This is a genomic window from Mesorhizobium sp. WSM4306, assembly GCF_007003975.1.
In the GTDB taxonomy this organism is placed as follows: Bacteria; Pseudomonadota; Alphaproteobacteria; order Rhizobiales; family Rhizobiaceae; genus Mesorhizobium.
Map to the genome: position 1 here is coordinate 237,947 of NZ_VFTC01000002.1, position 18,150 is coordinate 256,096.

Below are 18,150 nucleotides of genomic sequence, written 5' to 3' on the forward strand. Positions count from 1 at the left end.
TCAGATGATGACGACCTTGGTGCCGACCCGGACGCGGCTGTAGAGGTCCATGACGTGCTCGTTGATCATCCGGAAGCAGCCATTGGAGGCGCTGGTTCCGATCGACTGCGGCGCGATGGTACCGTGGATACGCAGATGCGTGTCCTTCTTGCCGTCATAGAGATAGATGGCGCGGGCGCCGAGCGGGTTCTGACCGCCGCCCGGCATGCCGTCCTTGTACTGGCCATAGTGCTTGGGCTCGCGCTTCTGCATGTCGAGCGTCGGGATCCAGCGCGGCCATTCCTGCTTGTCGCCAACCGCAACCGTACCCTTGAACTGCAGGCCTTCGCGGCCGACCGCAATGGCATAGCGGCGGGCGGTGAAAGCCGATTCGACGAGGTAGAGGCGGCGGGCGCTGGTATCGATGACAATGGTGCCCGGCTCATAACCGGTGAATTCGACGTCCTGCGGCACGAATTCCGGCTTCACCTTGAACTGCTTCTTGGCTTCGCGCTTGGCGAGAGCCTGGTCGAGGGCGCGCGTCTCGGGAAGGTAGGCGATCGAGGAAGCAGACAATGTGCCGCCGAACAGGCCGGCGAAAAGCCCGCCGCTCCTCGGCTTCTGGCCAGGGGCCTCGCTGCGCAATTCGCCATTGTTGCCGGACAGCGCGACGCTCATCGCCTCTGCCGGGAGCGGCTCGGCCGACTGGATCGGCTCGATCGGCGCAAGCGGGTCAACCGGCGCAATGATCTTGGTGGTCTGCTTGGCCGGCTTCGCGTCGGCGACAACGACCGGCTTACCCTTGCTGGCCATGAACGCCTGGCGCTGAGCGTCGGCCCTGGCTTTCGCCGCCTCGCGCATCGCCAGCTTGCGGGCCTCGAGCGCCTTGGCTCCGGCTGCCGCCTTGTCGGCTGCGATCTTGTCTTCGAGCTTACTGATCTGAGCCAGATCATCCGAGCTCTGGTTTTTCTTCTTCTTGAGAAGCTTCAACTGCGCCGCATCGCTTTTGGCGGCGACGTTGATGACAGCGGTTTTGCCAACCGCCTGCGGTGAGGTCATTGCCGGAGCGCCGGCGAAGGCCGCGGAGCTCATGCCGAATACGGCACAAAACCCCATGAAAATGAAGCTGCGAAGCTGCATGGCGAAGATCCGATCGTTCAATGCTTGTTGCCCACGGCGTCGCCCGGCGCCCCCCAAGGGCGCAGAAAGTGCCGCGCGCAATCTATAATCGAAGTGCCGGAGCGGCCTCAAGCGGAACGCATGGTCGAATCTTCGTGATCAAGTGCCATTTGCCGCGACTGTGTTGAAACAACAACAGATCGCGGCACTTGACCTACCGACTACTGGTTTGGAACCTGCGGCGTGACCGGCAAGGTGACGCCGTTGGCAGCCGGCGGCGTGGCCGAATCGGTCGCAGGCGATGTCGCCGGAGCTGGGGCGGGAGCTGTGGCAGGAGCGGTCGCCGGCGGCGTCGTGGCGGCGCCATTGCCCGAAGGCGCAGCCGGTGCGGTGGTGCCGGCAGGCGGGGTCGTGGCGCCGGCGGGCGGCGCTGGTGGCGTCGTGCCGGGCAGCTGGTTGAGCACGCCGTTGCCGCTGTCGGCCGGCACCCGGTCGAGAATGTCGATCGGCTTTTCGCCGTAGCGGGCAACGATCGAGAGGGTCAGCGACGTGACGAAGAAAGCCGCGGCCAGGATCGCCGTCGCCCGCGTCAGCGCATTGGCCGCACCGCGCGCGGTCATGAAACCGGAACCGCCGCCAATGCCGAGACCACCGCCTTCGGAGCGCTGCAGCAGCACCACGCCGACAAGGGCGAGCACGACCATGAGGTGGATGACGATCAGTACGGTTTCCATATTTTATCCTGGCAAGCCCTGCCGCTCCCTGGCGATCAGGGCCGGTGATTTGGAGGCGGCTCCATACAATGCTTTAACGGCATTTCCAAGCCCGTGGCCGGAATATGGGAAGCAATGCGCCCTTTGCAACGATTTCGGCCGCAGCGCGGCTTTTGATCAAGTCGGCGACGGAACGCCAGCTAGGCGATATTCTGGTAGGCTTCGGCAATGGCGAGAAAATCCGCCGCCTTAAGGCTGGCGCCGCCGACGAGCGCGCCGTCGACGTTTTTGACGCCGAGCAGTTCGACCGCGTTGGACGGCTTGACCGAGCCGCCATAGAGGATGCGGATCTTGCCGGCCACTGATGCGCCGAGCCCCTCCGACAGTTTTTCGCGGATATGCGCATGCGCTTCGGCCACGTCATCGGCGGTCGGCGTCAGGCCGGTGCCGATCGCCCATACCGGTTCGTAGGCGATGACGGTGTTGGCTGGCGTCGCGCTAGGCGGCACCGAGCCGGCGACCTGGCGCGACAAGACGTCGAGCGCGGCGCCCGCTTCGCGCTCGGCCTTGGTCTCGCCGATGCAGATGATGGCGACGAGACCGGCTCGCCATGCGGCTGACGCCTTCGCCTGGACAGTCGCATCGTCCTCGCCGCGCTGTTCCCGGCACTCGGAGTGGCCGACGATGACGTGGCTGGCGCCGGCATCCTTTAGCATCTCGGCCGAGACACAGCCGGTGAAGGCGCCGCTTTCCTTGATGTGGCAATCCTCGCCACCGGCCCGCACCGGCGTGCGCGACAGGATTTCGGCCGCGCGCGACAGCAAGGTCGCCGGCACGCAGACCAATGCTTCGGTCTCGGCATCGAGCCCGCTCATGAAGCCGTTGCCGATCATCCTGAGCTCGTTCAGCGAGGCGCTGGTGCCGTTCATTTTCCAGTTGCCGGCAACGAGCGGTCGAATTCCTGGCGTCATGGGATCTGGTTCTCCGGGCGACATTGGGGTCTCGCCCTCCCTATCAAAATCAGGCCACAAAGCAATCGACAGTGAGCCGGAAGGGCGCTATTGCGCTTGTTTCAGACTCGGGCGCACACGAAAGTGCGGAAAAATCGGAAGTAGCAATGCTTGGTATATTGAGAAGCGCGGCGGGGACCTGGGTCGCGAAGACCCTGCTGTTACTGCTGGTGGCAAGCTTTGCCGCCTGGGGCGTCACCACCCGCTTGGCGGGCGGCTTCATGGCCGGCCATCACGCTGTCATCACCGCCGGCAGCACCACGGTGTCGATCACCGAATACCGCCTCGCCTACGATCGCCAGATCAACATGCTGCAGCAGCAGATCGGCCAGCGCATCAGCCGCGAGCAGGCCAAGGCCTATGGCATCGACAACCAGGTGCTTGCGCAGCTGGTGTCGGGCGCCGTCCTCGACGAACAGGCGCGCAAGATCGGACTTGGCTTCTCCAAAGACAGGCTGGCCGAACTGACGCGCCAGGAACCTGCCTTCCAGGGCCCGAATGGCCAGTTCGACCGCCGGCTGTTCGAATCCCGGCTGCGCGAACTCGGCATGCGGCCGGAGGACTATCTGAAGAACCGGGCTCAGGTGGCGGTGCGCCAGCAGATCGTCGAGGCGGTTTCGGACGGCCTCAAGGCGCCGGACACCTTCTTCAAGGCGGTCGCGCTCTATCGCGGCGAAGATCGAACCATCGACTATTTGACCTTGCCGAAGGCGCTGGTCGAGCCGATCCAGGCACCATCCGACAGCGTGCTTCAGGCCTATTTCGAGACCAACAAGAAAACCTACGCGGCGCCGGAATACCGCAAATTCTCCTATGTCCGGCTCGAGCCTGAAGACATCATGGATATCAGCGCCGTGACCGACCAGCAGGTCAGCGACGACTACAACAAGAACAAGGGGCGCTACACCACGCCGGAAATGCGCACCATCGAACAGCTGGTGTTTCCGACGCTGGACGCCGCCAAGGCCGCGTCCGATTCGCTGAAGACGGGCGCCACCTTCGACAAGATCGTCACCGCGCAAGGAAAGACCCAGGCCGATACGCTGCTTGGCACGCTCTCCAAGGACAAGATCAGCGACAAGGCGGTCGCCGATGCCGCATTCGCGCTTGCCGTCAACGAAGTCAGCCCGGTCGTCCAGGGCACGTTCGGCCCGGTGCTTTTGCGCGTCACCGAGATCAAGCCGGAAGTGGTGAAGCCGCTGGCCGAAGTGTCTGACCAGATCCGCAAGGATCTGGCGCTGGGCGAAGCAAGCCGCATCCTGCTCGACGTGCACGACAATTACGAAGACACCCGCGCCGCCGGCAGCACGCTCGCCGAAGCCGCCGCCAAACTGAAGCTCAAGGACGTCACCGTCGACGCCATCGACCGTACCGGCCTCAAGCCGGACGGGACCATCATCAAGGACCTGCCGGCATCGCCTGACCTGATCAAGGCGGTGTTCGAGGCCGAGCCCAACACCGAGAATGAAGCCCTGACCACGACCAACAATGGCTTCGTGTTCTACGAGCTGACATCGATCACGCCGGCTCGCGACCGCACGCTCGACGAGGTTCGCCAGAGGGTGGTGGCCGACTGGACGACCGAGGAAACAACCAAGCGGCTGACCGCGAAGGCAGACGAGCTCGACAAACGCCTCAAGGCCGGCACCACACTCGACGTCATTGCCGGCGAACTGAAGCTCGAAAAGCAGACCAAGCGCGGCGTGAAGCGCGAGGCCGACGACGTCGATTTCGGCAAGGACGGCGCCGCAGCGATGTTCGGCGTCGGCGAAGGCGGCACCGGCCTGATCCCCTCGCCCACCGGCGAAGGCCAGATTCTGTTCAAGGTGGCCGAAGTGTTCGAGCCGGCCGGAGCCGACGCCAGTTCGGTGCCCGACGACGCCCAGAAATCCTTCACGCAAGGCATGTCCGACGATCTGCTCGACCAGTTGGTGGCGCAATTGCAGACGCAATACGCCGTCAGCATCGACCAGGCCGCCGTTGCCCAAGCCGTAGCCCGATGAACGTTTTGGCCCCATGAGCGCCCTGAAGATCCATATCGCCAAGGTCGCCAGCGGGACCGCGCTTACCTTCGAGGAAGCGCGCGAAGCCTTCGACATCATCATGTCGGGCGACGCGACGCCGGGCCAGATCGGCGGCTTCCTGATGGCGCTGCGCGTACGCGGCGAGACGGTAAGCGAGATCTCCGGCGCCGTTGCCACCATGCGCGCCAAGATGCTGCGCGTCGAAGCCCCTGAAGGCGCCATCGACATCGTCGGCACCGGCGGCGACAACTCCCATTCGGTCAACATCTCGACGGCCTCGGCCTTCGTCATAGCCGGCTGCGGCGTGCCGGTAGCCAAGCATGGCAATCGTGGCCTGTCCTCGCTGACGGGCGCCGCCGATGTGCTGGTCGCCCTCGGCGTCAAGATCGATATCCCGCCGGAGACGATTGGCCGCTGCATCCATGAGGCGGGCGTCGGCTTCATGTTCGCGCCGGCGCATCATCCGGCAATGAAGCATGTCGGCCCAACGCGCGTCGAGCTCGGCACCCGCACCATCTTCAACCTGCTCGGCCCGCTCTCCAATCCAGCCGGCGTAAGCCGCCAGTTGGTCGGCGTGTTCCTGCCGGAATGGATCGTGCCGGTGGTCGAGACATTGAAGGCGCTGGGTACAGAGCATGCCTGGGTCGTCCATGGCGACGGCTATGACGAAATCACCACCACAGGTGAGACTGCCGTGGCGGAACTGGCCGGCGGCGAGATCCGCCACTTTACGCTCACCCCCGAAGCAGTCGGCTTGCAGCGCCACACCAAGGACGAGTTGCGCGGCGGAGACGCCGCCTACAACGCCCAGGCATTGCGCGACATGCTGGGCGGCGCTGCCGGCGCCTATCGCGACACGGTGCTGATGAATGCTGGCGCCGGCATGGTGGTGGCAGGCAAGGCAACAACGCTTGCCGACGGCATGGCGGCGGCGGCACAAGCCATCGACAGCGGCCGGGCACTAGGCGTGCTCGACAGGCTGGTCGAGATTTCGAACGGATAGGCCCGTGGCTGACATTCTGCGCAAGATCGAGGCCTACAAGCGCGACGAGATCGCGGCGGCAAAGGCGCTGATACCGCTGGCCGAGATCAAGGCACGGGCGAAGGACGCCGCCGCGCCGCGCGGCTTTCTCGCGGCGCTCGAGGCGAAGCGCCGATCGGGCAACTTTGCCCTGATAGCCGAGATCAAGAAGGCGAGCCCTTCCAAAGGGTTGATCCGTGCCGATTTCGATCCACCGACGCTGGCGCAGGCCTATGAAAAAGGCGGCGCCGCCTGTCTTTCGGTGCTTACCGATGCGCCGTCCTTCCAGGGCGCGCCGGAATTTCTAACCAACGCCCGCAAGGCGGTGTCGCTGCCCGCGCTGCGCAAGGATTTCCTGTTTGACCCCTACCAGGTCTACGAGGCCCGCGCCTGGGGCGCCGACGCCATCCTGATCATCATGGCCAGCGTCGACGATGCGCTGGCGAGCGAATTGGAAGCCGCTGCTTTCGAGCTCGGCATGGATGCGCTGATCGAGGTGCATGACGAAGCCGAGACCGAGCGCGCGCTAAAGCTGTCGTCGCGGCTGATCGGCATCAACAACCGCAACCTCAGGACATTCGAGACCAGTCTCGAAACCTCGGAGCGGCTGGCGTCTATGGTGCCGGGCGACCGCTGGCTGGTCAGCGAGAGCGGTATTTTCACCCACGACGACTGCCTCAGGATGCAAAAGGCCGGCATCGAAACCTTCCTTGTCGGCGAAAGCCTGATGCGGCAAGAGGATGTCGCGGCGGCAACGCGCCTGCTTCTGACGGGCAAGACGCCGGCAGAGGCCGTCTGAGGATGCCAGCCGCCCTCACCCATCTCGGCGCCAAGGGCGAGGCCAATATGGTCGATGTCGGCGACAAGGAAGAGACGACGCGCACGGCTGTCGCCGAGGGCTTTGTCTCGATGCGGCCGGAAACGCTGAAAATGATCCTCGACGGCGACGCCAAGAAGGGCGACGTGCTGGGCACAGCGCGCATCGCCGGCATCATGGCGGCCAAGAAGACGCATGAGCTGATCCCGCTGTGCCATACGCTGCTGCTGACCAAGGTGTCGGTCGACATCGAGCCGGACGCGGCGCTGCCCGGCCTCAGGGTCACCGCGCTCGCCCGCGTCACCGGCAAGACCGGGGTTGAAATGGAAGCGCTGACCGCGGCCTCGGTGGCATGCCTGACCATTTACGACATGGCCAAGGCGGCCGATCGCGCCATGGTGATTTCCGGCATAAGGCTGGTGGAAAAGACCGGCGGCAAGAGCGGCGACTACAAGTCCGGCGACTACAAGGCGGGCGCCTGATGGCGCTGGTTCCGGTGACCGAGGCGCTGGAGCGCCTGCTGGAAGGCGCTGCGGCGCTGCCGGGTGAAAGCATCGCCCTGGCGGATGCGGCCGGCCGGGTGCTGGCGGAACCTGTCGTGGCGCTGCGCACCCAGCCGCCCTTCAACGCGTCCGCCATGGACGGCTATGCCGCGCGGGCGCAGGATGTGGCATCCGCCCCGGCGCGGCTTTCGGTGATCGGCATGGCGCCGGCCGGACGCGGCTTTGACGGCTCGGTCGGCAGGGCGGAGACTGTCCGCATTTTCACCGGCGCGCCGCTGCCCGAAGGTGCCGACACGATCGTCATCCAGGAGAATGTCCGCGACCTTGGAAATGGCCATATCGAGGTCACCGAGCCGACCGCGAAAGACCGTAACATCCGCCGCCGTGGACTGGATTTCTCGCAAGGCGACCTGCTCCTGCAAAAAGGTCGCGTGCTTGATCCGGCCGCATTGTCGCTTGCGGCGTCGGCCAATCATCCGATGCTCAACGTCGTGCGCCGGCCTGTGGTCGCGATCATCGCCACCGGCGACGAATTGCTGCCGCCGGGGCGTGACCCCGGTCCGGATCAGATCATCTCTTCCAACGCTTACGGCGTTGCGGCTGCCGCGCAGTCTGTCGGCGCCAAAGCGCTTGATCTCGGCATCGCGGCAGATCGCAAGGCCGACATAGCGGCGCTGGTGCGCAAGGCTGTCGCGGCAAAAGCCGACGTCATCGTCACGCTCGGTGGCGCTTCGGTCGGCGACCACGACCTCGTGCATGACGTTCTGACCGGCGAAGGCATGAAGCTCGATTTCTGGAAACTCGCCATGCGCCCCGGGAAGCCGCTGATGTTCGGGCGTCTCGGCGACATCCGGTGCATCGGCCTGCCCGGCAATCCGGTGGCGAGCCTGGTCTGCTCGCAGCTGTTTTTGAAGCCGCTTTTGGCGCAGCTCGGCGGCCGCGTCCATCGGCAGGATATCCGTCCGGCGCAACTTGGCGCTGCGATGCCGGCCAATGATCTGAGGCAGGACTATGTGCGCGCCGTGGTCACAGAGGAAGCCGGCGCACTGGTGGCGACGCCGTTCGGCATCCAGGATTCCTCAATGCTGAGAATGCTGGCCGACGCCAACGGCTTGATCGTGCGCGAGCCCTTCGCTCCGGCCGCCGCCGCGGGTGCCGCCTGCAGCGTCCTGATGTTACGCTGAACAAAACGTCAACACATTCATTAAACTTTAAAAGGTTGCGGAACACAACTGGAACAGATAGTGTTTGTTCTGGGTTTGTTTTTTCTGATTCTGGTTTCGGAACCCGTGGGGGCCGCGATGCTGACGCGCAAACAACATGAACTTCTGATGTTCATCCATGAACGCCTGAAGGAGAGCGGAATCCCGCCGTCTTTCGACGAGATGAAGGAGGCGCTCGACCTTGCTTCGAAGTCCGGTATCCACCGACTGATCACGGCGCTGGAGGAGCGCGGTTTCATTCGCCGGCTGCCGAACCGAGCGCGCGCACTGGAAGTGCTGCGGCTGCCCGACTCGATCGCACCCGGCCTCAATGCGGCAAAGAAGTTCTCGCCGAGCGTCATCCAGGGCAGTCTCGGTCAAGGTGGTCAGGGGCAAGGCGGTCTCGGCCGCCAGATCAAGCCGGCCTCCTCGTCTCGTTCGATGTCGGCCGGCAATGACGACGCCGTTTCCGCCGTGTCGATCCCGGTGATGGGACGCATCGCCGCCGGCGTGCCGATCGACGCCATCCAGCACCAGACGCATTCGATCTCGGTGCCCCCGGACATGATCATGGGCGGCGAACACTACGCGCTCGAGGTCAAGGGTGACTCGATGATCGAGGCTGGCATCTTCGACGGCGACACGGTCATCATCCGCAATGCCGACACGGCGAGCCCCGGTGAGATCGTGGTGGCGCTGGTTGACGAGGAGGAAGCGACGCTGAAACGCTTCCGCCGCAAGGGTGCGTCGATCGCGCTTGAAGCCGCCAACCCGGCCTACGAGACCCGCATTTTTGGGCCGGACCGGGTCAAGGTACAGGGCAAGCTTGTCGGATTGATCCGGCGTTACTGAGGCGACGTCTCTTTATTTGCCGGCTTGTGAGGTCTCTCCGGCTTCTTGTAAGGCGGCAGGCCGCGCGCCTCGCGTGAGAAGCGGCGCTGCTCGTGCCAGGGACGATAGGGCTTGTTGACGGCGAAGCGGATGGTTGGCGCTGTCGCCGCAGATTGCTCGTCGAAGAAGACAGCCGCACTGCCGTCACGGGCGAGCTGTTTTTTCGTTACGACCAGCACCAGCGGGTCGTGGCAGGGATTATAGGCAGTGGCGTCGTCGATGACGATCAGGCTGGCGAAAGCGCAAGCCTGCCGGGCGGCCTTGCGGTCCGGCGCCAGTGCGATGATCGCCCCGGATGGGTGCCTGGCAAGGCAGAGATCAGCCGTGCAATAGAAGGGTGAGCCGGGCGGCAAGTCGATCGGGTCGAGATCGAACCGCGTATCTGTCGCCTCGAAAATCTCCGGCGGCACAATGATTTCCGCCCGCAGCGCCCGTTTCCAATTGTCCGTGGTGAATTCGTTTGCGCGCTCGCGGTTGAGCGCGAGTTCGCCGCCGCCGATCGGCATTGCCACCAGATGCGCGTCCTCGGAAATGAGCACGTCGGGTGTGCGCACCTGCGGCACCGTCAACAAGCCGGCCAGCGCGAAAGGCACGGCGGCAAGCCTCAGCCAGGTGGTGGCCATGGTGGCGATGACGAGAGCGACCGTCACCAGCAGCACCGACTGGATGGAAATCAGCCCGACGGCATCGACCGGCGAGCGCTCTGAAATCCAGGCCGATATGGCGATCATTGCCGTCAGGCCCTTGCCCATGACATAGAGGAACGGACCATCGGCGCCGAACGGCATGGCCAAGGCAGCGAGTACGGCACAGGGCATGACCACCAGCGATACGATCGGCATCACCGTGAGATTGGCAAGCAGGCTGAGCGGCGATACGCGCTGGAAATGCCAGATGGCGAACAGCAAAGTGGCGCTGCCGGCGATGATCGAGGTCATCGCCAGCCCGCCCATACCCAGCAGGAATTTTCGTGACAGGAAGCCGAAGAAGGAGCGCTTTGCCGGCGGCGTTCTCACCCTGTCGGCGCGGTAGTCGGCCCAGCCGGCATAAGCACCGACAAGAGCGGCGGTTGCCGCAAACGACATCTGAAAACTTGGACCGACGATTTCATGCGGCGACACCAGAATGACGGCAATCGCCGAGATTGACAGATTGCGCATGGTGAGTGCGGCGCGGTCGAACAGGACCGCGACAAGCATGACCGCCAGCATGATGAAGCTGCGCTCGGCGGCAACCACGATGCCTGAAATGACGAGATAGGCGGCGATGGAGATGAGCGCGGCGGCCGCCGCATATTTCTTCACCGACCGGCGCGAGGAGAAATCGGGAAACAGCGCGAAGGCGCCGCGCAGCAACGCCATGATGGTGCCGGCGACCAGAGCCATGTGCAGGCCGGAGATGGAGATGATGTGATAGATGCCGGTGCGCCGCATCGCCTCGTTGATCTCGTCGGGAATGCCGGCACGCACGCCGACCATTAGCGCTGCCGCGATCTCGCCCTCAGGACCGCCGATCTGGCTGCGTATATGGTCGGCAATGTCTTCGCGCGCATTCTCGATGGCGGAGGAGAGCCGCGCGCTCAGCGGCGGCAGGCCTTGCGAGGCAATGGTCTTCGGATCGCCAAGAAAGAAGCCGCTGCCGCCGATACCGGTGAAATAGCTGTCGAAGGAGAAATCGTAGCTCTCCGGCCGCACCGGACCGGTCGGCGGCAACAGCCTGGCATAGCCGGTGATCAGCGAACCGGCGGTCATATCGGCAGGAATCCTGCGTGCCGAGAGCCTGATCCGCTCCGGCGCGTAACTCAGCTTGGGGTAAGCGGTCGAAATTACGTCGAGCGTCAGCCTGACGCGGCCGTTTTCCATTTCCTCGAGGCTTACGACGCGGCCGGTCAGCCTTGTCTGAATTTCGGAGCCGAGCATCTGCGTTCCGGCGCGCCAAGTCTCGACCTTGGCGGCGACCACGCCAAGGGCGCACAACATCGCAGCCATGCAGAGCAGATGCGTCCGCGGCCAGGAGCGTGCGGCGAGAGCACAAGAAGCGGCCAGCACGACAATGGCGATTGGCTGCGCAAAACCCGGCTCGCTGGCGAGCGAGAAATAGATGATGACGCCGGCCGCCAGGAAAACCGGCACCAGCAGAAAGGCAATGCCACGATCGAGTTCGGTGCCTGCGGCCACCGCAACGCCGCGGCGGATTGCCGGCAATGACGCACGGCGCAACAGTTTGCGCAGACGAACGGCAGATCCAGGCACGGCGACCGGAGCGGCGCTATCCGCAGGCGAAGGCGGGACGCCCGGGTGGGTCTCGGGCAGCGCGACCGGCATCGGATCGGCATAGGGAACATCGGCAAACAACGACCGTTCGCTGACGCTTGCCCCAGCGCCCTCGCCTTCCCTCGCGCCCCGGCCACGTCCAGCCATCGGGTCTGCCCCTTGCGCCCCAGACCCCCTATGCTACATGAACGCGCAACGCGCGAAAGTCCGCGCTGCCACGCCCCGCTTTCCAAGGTTTCTCGAGAGTTTCATGTCCGACAAGGTCGTCACCCGTTTTGCCCCCTCGCCCACCGGCTATCTGCACATCGGTGGTGCGCGCACGGCGCTGTTCAACTGGCTGTATGCCAGGCACACCGGCGGCACGATGCTGCTGCGCATCGAGGACACCGACCGCGAGCGTTCCACGGAAGCGGCAACCCAGGCCATTCTTGATGGGCTGGCCTGGCTCGGCCTGTCCTGGGACGGCGACGCCGTCTCGCAGTTCGAGCGTGCGCCGCGCCACCGCGAGGTGGCCGAGGAGTTGGTGCGCCTGGGCAAGGCCTATTACGCCTACGAAACACCGGCCGAGCTCGAGGCGATGCGCGAGGCAGCGCGCGCCAAGAGCCTGCCGCCGCGCTATAATGGTGCGTGGCGTGACCGCGACCCCTCCGAGGCGCCCGCCGGCGTCAAGGGCGCCATCCGCATCAAGGCGCCGACCGAGGGCGAGACCGTGGTGGATGACCGCGTGCAGGGCGAGGTGCGCTTCCCCAACAAGGATCTCGACGATTTCATCATCCTGCGTTCGGATGGTGTCCCGACCTACATGCATGCCGTCGTCGTCGACGACCACGACATGGGCGTCACCCACATCATTCGTGGCGACGACCATCTGACCAATGCCGCACGCCAGACCGTGATCTACAACGCCATGGGCTGGGAGGTGCCGTCCATGTCGCACATCCCGCTGATCCACGGCGCCGACGGCGCCAAGCTGTCGAAGCGGCATGGCGCGCTCGGCGTCGAGGCCTACCGCGCCATGGGTTATCTGCCCGAGGCGCTGCTCAACTATCTCGCCCGCCTCGGCTGGAGCCATGGCGACGACGAGGTGATGTCGATCAAGGACATGATCTCATGGTTCGACATTGGCGACGTCAACAAGGGTGCGGCGCGCTTCGACTTCGCCAAGCTCGACGCGCTGAACGGCGTGCATATGCGCAAAATGGAAGATCAGGCACTTCTCGACATCTTCGTCGCCACTCTTCCCTATCTCGAAGGCGGCCCGGCGCTGGCCGCCCGCCTCGACGACACCAGGAAGGCGCAGCTGCTGGCCGCCCTGCCCGGCCTGAAGGAGCGCGCCAAGACACTGGTCGAGCTGGCCGACGGCGCCGGCTTCCTGTTCGTCGAGCGGCCGCTGCCGATCGACGAGAAAGCAGCCGCACTGCTCAATGCCGACGCGCGGGCGATCCTGCGTGGCGCACACGCGGCGCTGCAGGCGGTTTCGGGCGAATGGACGGCCGCTGCTGCGGAAGCCGCGGTGCGCGAGTTCGCGACGGGTGGCGGCCACAAGCTCGGCGCCGTGGCCCAACCGCTGAGGGCGGCCCTTACCGGCCGCAGCACCTCGCCCGGCGTGTTCGACGTGCTTGCCGTGCTCGGACGCGAGGAAAGCCTGGCGCGGATTGGCGATCAAATCGATTAGGAGCGAACTGGCCCAAGAAGATTGGCATTGAAAGGCGCGTTTCGCAGTGCAACATTAGGCCTTGGCCCAATCTGGCACGCACCTCCCAAAATGCGGTGGCGAGTTCGCGCATTCCGGTGATTTCGACGTGTCGTTAGCAGGAATTGCCTTGCCGGCATGAGGAACATGAAGGAGTTTGAGAATGAGCGAAGCTGCGACAAAACTGGAAACCGGCAGCAAGACGACGCACCCGTCGACTGCCACGCTCGAACTGGCCGGCAAGACGCACGAATTCAAGGTGCGAAGCGGCTCGGTCGGGCCTGACGTCATCGACATCGGTGCGCTCTACAACACCACCGGGGCCTTTACCTACGACCCCGGCTTCACCTCGACGGCGAGCTGCGAGTCGGCGATCACCTTCATCGACGGCGATGCCGGCATCCTGCTGCACCGCGGCTATCCGATCGACCAGCTGGCTGAGCATGGCGACTTCCTCGAAGTATGCTACCTGCTGCTCTACGGTGAACTGCCGACCAAGGCGCAGAAGGACGATTTCGACTACCGGGTGACGCGCCACACCATGGTGCATGAGCAGATGTCGCGCTTCTTCACCGGCTTCCGCCGCGATGCGCATCCGATGGCTGTGATGTGCGGCGTGGTCGGCGCGTTGTCGGCCTTCTATCACGACTCCACCGACATTTCGGACCCGTATCAGCGCATGGTCGCCTCGATGCGGCTGATCGCCAAGATGCCGACGATCGCGGCCATGGCCTATAAATACCATATCGGCCAGCCCTTCATTTACCCGAAGAACGAGCTGAACTTCGCCGCCAACTTCCTGCATATGTGCTTTGCCGTGCCGTGCGAGGAATACAAGATCAATCCGGTGCTGGCGCGCGCCATGGAGCGTATCTTCATCCTGCATGCCGACCACGAGCAGAACGCCTCGACCTCGACGGTGCGGCTCGCCGGCTCGTCGGGCGCCAACCCCTTCGCCTGCATTGCTGCAGGCATAGCCTGCCTGTGGGGCCCGGCGCATGGCGGCGCCAACGAGGCGGCGCTCAACATGCTGGGTGAGATCGGCCATGTCGACCACATCCCGGAATTCATCGCCCGCGCCAAGGACAAGAACGATCCGTTCCGGCTGATGGGCTTTGGCCATCGCGTCTACAAGAACTACGATCCTCGTGCGAAAATCATGCAGAAGACCGCGCATGAGGTGCTGGGCGAACTTGGCATCAAGGATGATCCGCTGCTCGACATCGCCATGGAGCTGGAAAAGATCGCGCTGACCGATTCCTACTTCATCGAGAAGAAGCTCTATCCGAACGTCGACTTCTATTCCGGCATCACGCTGAAGGCGCTGGGCTTCCCCACCACCATGTTCACCGTGCTGTTCGCGGTCGCCCGCACCGTCGGCTGGATCGCGCAGTGGAAGGAAATGATCGAGGATCCGCACCAGAAGATCGGCCGCCCGCGCCAGCTGTATACCGGTGCGCCGGAACGCGACTACGTGCCGATCGCGAAGCGGTAATCGAAGCCGCACGCGGCTTCGCCATGACACTGCAAAAAGCGCCCGCAAGGGCGCTTTTTAGTTGGAGTGACGAAGCTTGATGTGGCGAAGAACGACATCCGCCGCGATATCGCCGGAGGGCTTGTCCGTAGCCATGCGCCTGGCAACCTCGGCAAAGCCGTCCTTTTGCCAGGTGCGATAGGCTGTGTCTGAAAACAGTCCCTCAAGCTGCCGCGCCAGATAGCGCGGACGCACGTACTGGTTGTAGTGCTCCGGCACGATCGCCTGGTCGGCGATCAGATTGGGCAAGGCGGCGCTCCACACCGTGACCAGCCCCTGAACCATGCGCATCACCGGATCGAGCCGGTAGCATGAGATCATCGGCACACCAGACAGCGCCAGTTCGAGCGATACCGTTCCCGAAGCAATCAGCGCCGCATCGGCCTTGCTGAAGGCCTGCCATTTGCGCTCGGCATCGAGGGTGATCTCAGGCTTTTCATCCCAGCGTGCGACCGATGTTTTGACCAGGTCGGCGACATGCGGCACCGTGGGCAACAGCAGGCGCAGGCGGTGTCCGCGCGCGCGCAGCGCCGAGACCGTCTGGCCGAACGGATCGATAAGCCGGCTTACCTCGCCGCGCCGCGACCCGGGCAGCACAAGGAGTGTCTTGACGCGGTCCCCTGAGAGATCGCGTGGCTGGCCTTGCGCCCTTGCCGCGCTGAGCATACCCGGATCATGCGTGAGGCGGTGTCCGACATAGGTGCCGGGCGGACCGCCGAGGCGGCTCAACTCCTTCACCTCGAAAGGCAGGATGCACAAGATGTGGTCGACATAGGGCTTCATCGCCACCGCCCTGCCCGGCCGCCACGCCCAGACACTCGGGCAGACATAGTGGACGATCGGGATGGAAGGATCGGCGGCGCGGACCTTTTTGGCCACGCGCAAAGAAAAGTCAGGGCTGTCGATGGTGATCAGACAGTCGGGTTTCTCAGCAGCGACCGCATTAGCCGTCTGGCCGATGCGCCGCATCAGGCGCGGCAGGTCGCGCAGGATGGCGCTGAGCCCCATCAGCGCGATCTCGGCCCCATCGAACAGCGGCACCAGCCCGAGCGCCTGCAGATGCCGCCCGCCAATGCCGACCAACCTGATATCGCGCCCGGTCATGCGCTTCAGCGACTGCACGATGTCGGCGCCCAATAAGTCACCGGACTCTTCGCCGGCGACGATGGCGATCTTCAGCGGCTTCTCAGCTGCCATGGCCAGGCTCCACGGCCGGCAGGCCATACACGAACAGGCCAAGTGCATTGGCGCGCGCGAGAACGACGGGACCTTCGAGGATCAGCGAACGGCCGGCCTCGACGGCAATGCCGGCAAGCCCGGCGGCGTGTGCTGCCTCGACCGTCTGCGGGCCAATGGACGGCAGATCGGCGCGCAGTTCCTGGCCGGGTTTGGCGCATTTGACCAGAACGCCGCGCGTCTTGCCGGCGAGCCTGCCATGGCTGCGCAGCTGCTGCGTCCGCTCGAGCAGTCCGTGAGTACCCTCGACGCCTTCCAGGGCAATGGCGCGGCCACCGATGGCGATGGCCGCCTGACCAATGTCGAGCGCGCCGATGGCCTTTGCCGCCGCATGCGCCGCTTCGACATCGCGCCAGTCAGACTTTCGCGGCACTGCCTTGGTCAGCGGCCCTTCGGCCGCGACAAGCCGGGGCACGACCTCATGCGCGCCGACAACTTTGACGCCGCGCGCCTCCAGGCCGCGGGTCAATATCTTCAACAGGCCGTCATCGCCGCGCGCAAGCGCCATGGCGACCGAGGGTATCAGCGCCAGCAGCCCAAGGCTCGGGCGCATGTCGACGAGCCGCGGCCTGCGCCTGATCTCACCGGCAAGCACAAGGTGGGTGATCCGTCGTCGCCTCAGCAACGCAACCAGCGAGCCAATGTCTTCCAGGGCGAGGCTTTCATGCTCATAGATGGTGAGCTCGGACTGACGGTCGGCCTGGCCTTCGACCAGGATGATGACCGGCGGATGTCCGGCCTCTGCCAGGCCGGCGGCAACTTCGACCGGCAGGCTGCCGCCGCCGGCAATGATGCCGACCCTGGCGTCCGGCGCGAGATCGAGGCCCGTTGACCTGGCCTCAGTCTTCGTCATCGGCATCGTCGCCACCTTTAAGCGACGGGACGGCATAGTGCCGCTTGCCGCGACTGGTGATGAAATCGATGATTTTCATTGCGGTCGGCGACGAGGCGAACTCGGCCTTGGCGAATTCGATGTTTTCACCGACGGTGCGGGAGCGGTCGAACATCGTCTTGTAAGTCTTGCGCAGCACCTGGATTTCGGCGCGCGAGAGGCCTGAGCGCTTCAGGCCGATGATGTTGAGGCCGCGCAGGCTGGCGCGGTTGCCGACGGCAATGGCGTAGGGGATGACATCGCCGACAATCGCCGAGCAGCCGCCGAGAAAGGCGTTGTCGCCGATACGGACAAACTGATGAACGGCCGTGAGGCCGCCGATATAGACATTGTTGCCGACCTCGCAATGGCCGCCCAGCGTGGCCCCATTGGCGAAGGTAGCGTTGTTGCCGACGACGCAGTCATGAGCAATGTGGGCATAGGCAAGGAAATTGCCGTTGTCGCCGACGGTCGTCTCGCCACGGCTGGAATCGGTGCCGAGATGCATGGTCACGCCTTCGCGGATCGTGCAGTTCTGGCCGATAACCAATGTGGTGCGGCCACCCTTGTGCTTGGTGTTTTGTGGCGGCCCGCCCAGTGTCGCCATCGGATAAACCTTGGTGCCTGCGCCGATGGTGGTCGCACCCAGCACAGAGACATGGCTGACCAGTTCGACCCGGTCACCGATCACGGCGTCAGCGCCGACAAAGCAGAAAGGTCCGATAGAGGCGCCTTCGCCGATTTGGGCACCGGCCTCGATAACGGCCGAGGGATGGATTGAAGTCTGTATTTTCATAAGCATGTCGAACCGTCAGCCGGTAACCATCATTGCCGAGATCTCGGCTTCGGCGGCCTTTGCGCCTTCCACCATGGCCTCGCAGGCGAATTTGAGCAGGTTGCCGCGCATTTTGATTTTCTTGACGTGGATCTTCAGCTGGTCGCCCGGAACGACCGGTTTGCGGAATTTCGCGTTGTCGATGGTCAGGAAATAGACCAGTGACGGCTTTTCCGTGTTGAGGCTGCGAATGCAGATCGCGCCGGCCGTCTGTGCCATGGCCTCGACGATCAGCACGCCCGGCATTACCGGCTGGTCCGGGAAATGGCCCTGGAAATGCGGCTCATTGATGGTCACGTTCTTGATGCCGATAGCCGAATCATTGCCATCGATCTCGACGATTCGATCGATCATCAGGAAGGGATAGCGATGCGGCAAAAGCTTCATCAACCCCAATATATCGACCGCTTCGAGCGTCGCCGGCACCAT

The 18,150-nt window shown here is 64.3% G+C and carries 16 protein-coding genes; 8 read left to right on the forward strand and 8 right to left on the reverse strand.

From position 1 onward, the window contains the following. The 3 genes from FJV77_RS04855 to tpiA all read right to left on the reverse strand — a co-directional run bounded on the left by FJV77_RS04855 (position 1) and on the right by tpiA (position 2,782). Positions 1-1,119: a L,D-transpeptidase gene (locus FJV77_RS04855; protein ID WP_142865722.1), complete on the reverse strand. Its 1,119-nt coding sequence runs from the start codon at positions 1,117-1,119 to the stop codon at positions 1-3. Positions 1,120-1,319: 200 nt separating this feature from the next. Further along, the gene (gene secG, locus FJV77_RS04860; RefSeq protein WP_142865723.1) at positions 1,320-1,832 is read right to left on the reverse strand and encodes a preprotein translocase subunit SecG; all 513 of its coding nucleotides are present in this window, start codon (positions 1,830-1,832) and stop codon (positions 1,320-1,322) included. 179 nt (positions 1,833-2,011) lie between these two features. Further along, complete coding sequence (tpiA, locus tag FJV77_RS04865) at positions 2,012-2,782, reverse strand: triose-phosphate isomerase (protein ID WP_142865724.1); 771 nt, start codon at positions 2,780-2,782, stop codon at positions 2,012-2,014. A 146-nt stretch (positions 2,783-2,928) separates the two neighbouring features. On the opposite strand from tpiA, the gene FJV77_RS04870 reads away from it, so the two are divergent. From FJV77_RS04870 to lexA, 6 genes are all read left to right on the forward strand, one after another. Beyond that, positions 2,929-4,824 (forward strand): peptidyl-prolyl cis-trans isomerase, encoded by a 1,896-nt coding sequence (locus FJV77_RS04870; protein WP_142865725.1) that lies wholly within the window; start codon positions 2,929-2,931, stop codon positions 4,822-4,824. A 13-nt stretch (positions 4,825-4,837) separates the two neighbouring features. Continuing rightward, a complete protein-coding gene (gene trpD / locus FJV77_RS04875) occupies positions 4,838-5,848 on the forward strand; it encodes an anthranilate phosphoribosyltransferase (protein WP_142865726.1) in 1,011 nt (336 codons plus the stop codon). A 4-nt stretch (positions 5,849-5,852) separates the two neighbouring features. After that, positions 5,853-6,665: an indole-3-glycerol phosphate synthase TrpC gene (gene trpC / locus FJV77_RS04880; RefSeq protein WP_142865727.1), complete on the forward strand. Its 813-nt coding sequence runs from the start codon at positions 5,853-5,855 to the stop codon at positions 6,663-6,665. Between the two features lie 2 nt (positions 6,666-6,667). Then, positions 6,668-7,165 (forward strand): cyclic pyranopterin monophosphate synthase MoaC, encoded by a 498-nt coding sequence (gene moaC, locus FJV77_RS04885; protein ID WP_142865728.1) that lies wholly within the window; start codon positions 6,668-6,670, stop codon positions 7,163-7,165. After that, positions 7,165-8,370 (forward strand): gephyrin-like molybdotransferase Glp, encoded by a 1,206-nt coding sequence (gene glp / locus FJV77_RS04890; protein ID WP_142865729.1) that lies wholly within the window; start codon positions 7,165-7,167, stop codon positions 8,368-8,370. The genes moaC and glp overlap by 1 nt, the downstream gene beginning before the upstream one ends. Before the next feature lie 117 nt (positions 8,371-8,487). After that, positions 8,488-9,240 (forward strand): transcriptional repressor LexA, encoded by a 753-nt coding sequence (gene lexA / locus FJV77_RS04895; RefSeq protein WP_142865730.1) that lies wholly within the window; start codon positions 8,488-8,490, stop codon positions 9,238-9,240. On the opposite strand, the gene FJV77_RS04900 is transcribed toward lexA, so the two are convergent. Next, positions 9,234-11,699, reverse strand: a complete 2,466-nt coding sequence (locus FJV77_RS04900; RefSeq protein WP_142865731.1) for a ComEC/Rec2 family competence protein — start codon at positions 11,697-11,699, stop codon at positions 9,234-9,236. The genes lexA and FJV77_RS04900 overlap by 7 nt on opposite strands. A 103-nt stretch (positions 11,700-11,802) precedes the next feature. Here FJV77_RS04900 and gltX point away from each other — a divergent pair, with 103 nt between their 5' ends. Both gltX and gltA read left to right on the forward strand, forming a co-directional pair. Further along, positions 11,803-13,227 carry a glutamate--tRNA ligase gene (gene gltX / locus FJV77_RS04905; RefSeq protein ID WP_142865732.1) on the forward strand — a complete coding sequence of 475 codons (1,425 nt, stop codon included), beginning with the start codon at positions 11,803-11,805 and terminating at the stop codon, positions 13,225-13,227. A 181-nt stretch (positions 13,228-13,408) separates the two neighbouring features. Continuing rightward, positions 13,409-14,740 (forward strand): citrate synthase, encoded by a 1,332-nt coding sequence (gltA, locus tag FJV77_RS04910; protein WP_142865733.1) that lies wholly within the window; start codon positions 13,409-13,411, stop codon positions 14,738-14,740. Positions 14,741-14,797: 57 nt separating this feature from the next. Here gltA and lpxB read toward each other — a convergent pair whose 3' ends face one another. The 4 genes from lpxB to fabZ are packed head-to-tail and all read right to left on the reverse strand — an operon-like array spanning position 14,798 to position 18,150. Next, on the reverse strand, positions 14,798-15,976 hold the full coding sequence (lpxB, locus tag FJV77_RS04915) for a lipid-A-disaccharide synthase (protein ID WP_142865734.1): 1,179 nt from the start codon (positions 15,974-15,976) through the stop codon (positions 14,798-14,800). Continuing rightward, positions 15,966-16,868, reverse strand: a complete 903-nt coding sequence (gene lpxI / locus FJV77_RS04920) for a UDP-2,3-diacylglucosamine diphosphatase LpxI (RefSeq protein ID WP_185970194.1) — start codon at positions 16,866-16,868, stop codon at positions 15,966-15,968. The genes lpxB and lpxI overlap by 11 nt, the downstream gene beginning before the upstream one ends. Next, positions 16,855-17,682 (reverse strand): acyl-ACP--UDP-N-acetylglucosamine O-acyltransferase, encoded by an 828-nt coding sequence (gene lpxA, locus FJV77_RS04925; RefSeq protein ID WP_142865735.1) that lies wholly within the window; start codon positions 17,680-17,682, stop codon positions 16,855-16,857. The genes lpxI and lpxA overlap by 14 nt, the downstream gene beginning before the upstream one ends. A gap of 15 nt (positions 17,683-17,697) precedes the next feature. Next, positions 17,698-18,150 (reverse strand): 3-hydroxyacyl-ACP dehydratase FabZ, encoded by a 453-nt coding sequence (gene fabZ, locus FJV77_RS04930; protein ID WP_142865736.1) that lies wholly within the window; start codon positions 18,148-18,150, stop codon positions 17,698-17,700.

Excerpts from the sequence above, each read along its gene's own strand:
- FJV77_RS04855 (WP_142865722.1), bottom strand. The coding sequence starts at position 1,119 with ATGCAGCTTCGCAGCTTCATTTTCATGGGGTTTTGTGCCGTATTCGGC.
- secG (WP_142865723.1), bottom strand. The coding sequence starts at position 1,832 with ATGGAAACCGTACTGATCGTCATCCACCTCATGGTCGTGCTCGCCCTT.
- tpiA (WP_142865724.1), bottom strand. The coding sequence starts at position 2,782 with ATGACGCCAGGAATTCGACCGCTCGTTGCCGGCAACTGGAAAATGAAC.
- FJV77_RS04870 (WP_142865725.1), top strand. The coding sequence starts at position 2,929 with ATGCTTGGTATATTGAGAAGCGCGGCGGGGACCTGGGTCGCGAAGACC.
- trpD (WP_142865726.1), top strand. The coding sequence starts at position 4,838 with ATGAGCGCCCTGAAGATCCATATCGCCAAGGTCGCCAGCGGGACCGCG.
- moaC (WP_142865728.1), top strand. The coding sequence starts at position 6,668 with ATGCCAGCCGCCCTCACCCATCTCGGCGCCAAGGGCGAGGCCAATATG.
- glp (WP_142865729.1), top strand. The coding sequence starts at position 7,165 with ATGGCGCTGGTTCCGGTGACCGAGGCGCTGGAGCGCCTGCTGGAAGGC.
- lexA (WP_142865730.1), top strand. The coding sequence starts at position 8,488 with ATGCTGACGCGCAAACAACATGAACTTCTGATGTTCATCCATGAACGC.
- FJV77_RS04900 (WP_142865731.1), bottom strand. The coding sequence starts at position 11,699 with ATGGCTGGACGTGGCCGGGGCGCGAGGGAAGGCGAGGGCGCTGGGGCA.
- gltX (WP_142865732.1), top strand. The coding sequence starts at position 11,803 with ATGTCCGACAAGGTCGTCACCCGTTTTGCCCCCTCGCCCACCGGCTAT.
- gltA (WP_142865733.1), top strand. The coding sequence starts at position 13,409 with ATGAGCGAAGCTGCGACAAAACTGGAAACCGGCAGCAAGACGACGCAC.
- lpxB (WP_142865734.1), bottom strand. The coding sequence starts at position 15,976 with ATGGCAGCTGAGAAGCCGCTGAAGATCGCCATCGTCGCCGGCGAAGAG.
- lpxI (WP_185970194.1), bottom strand. The coding sequence starts at position 16,868 with ATGACGAAGACTGAGGCCAGGTCAACGGGCCTCGATCTCGCGCCGGAC.
- lpxA (WP_142865735.1), bottom strand. The coding sequence starts at position 17,682 with ATGAAAATACAGACTTCAATCCATCCCTCGGCCGTTATCGAGGCCGGT.
- fabZ (WP_142865736.1), bottom strand. The coding sequence starts at position 18,150 with ATGGTGCCGGCGACGCTCGAAGCGGTCGATATATTGGGGTTGATGAAG.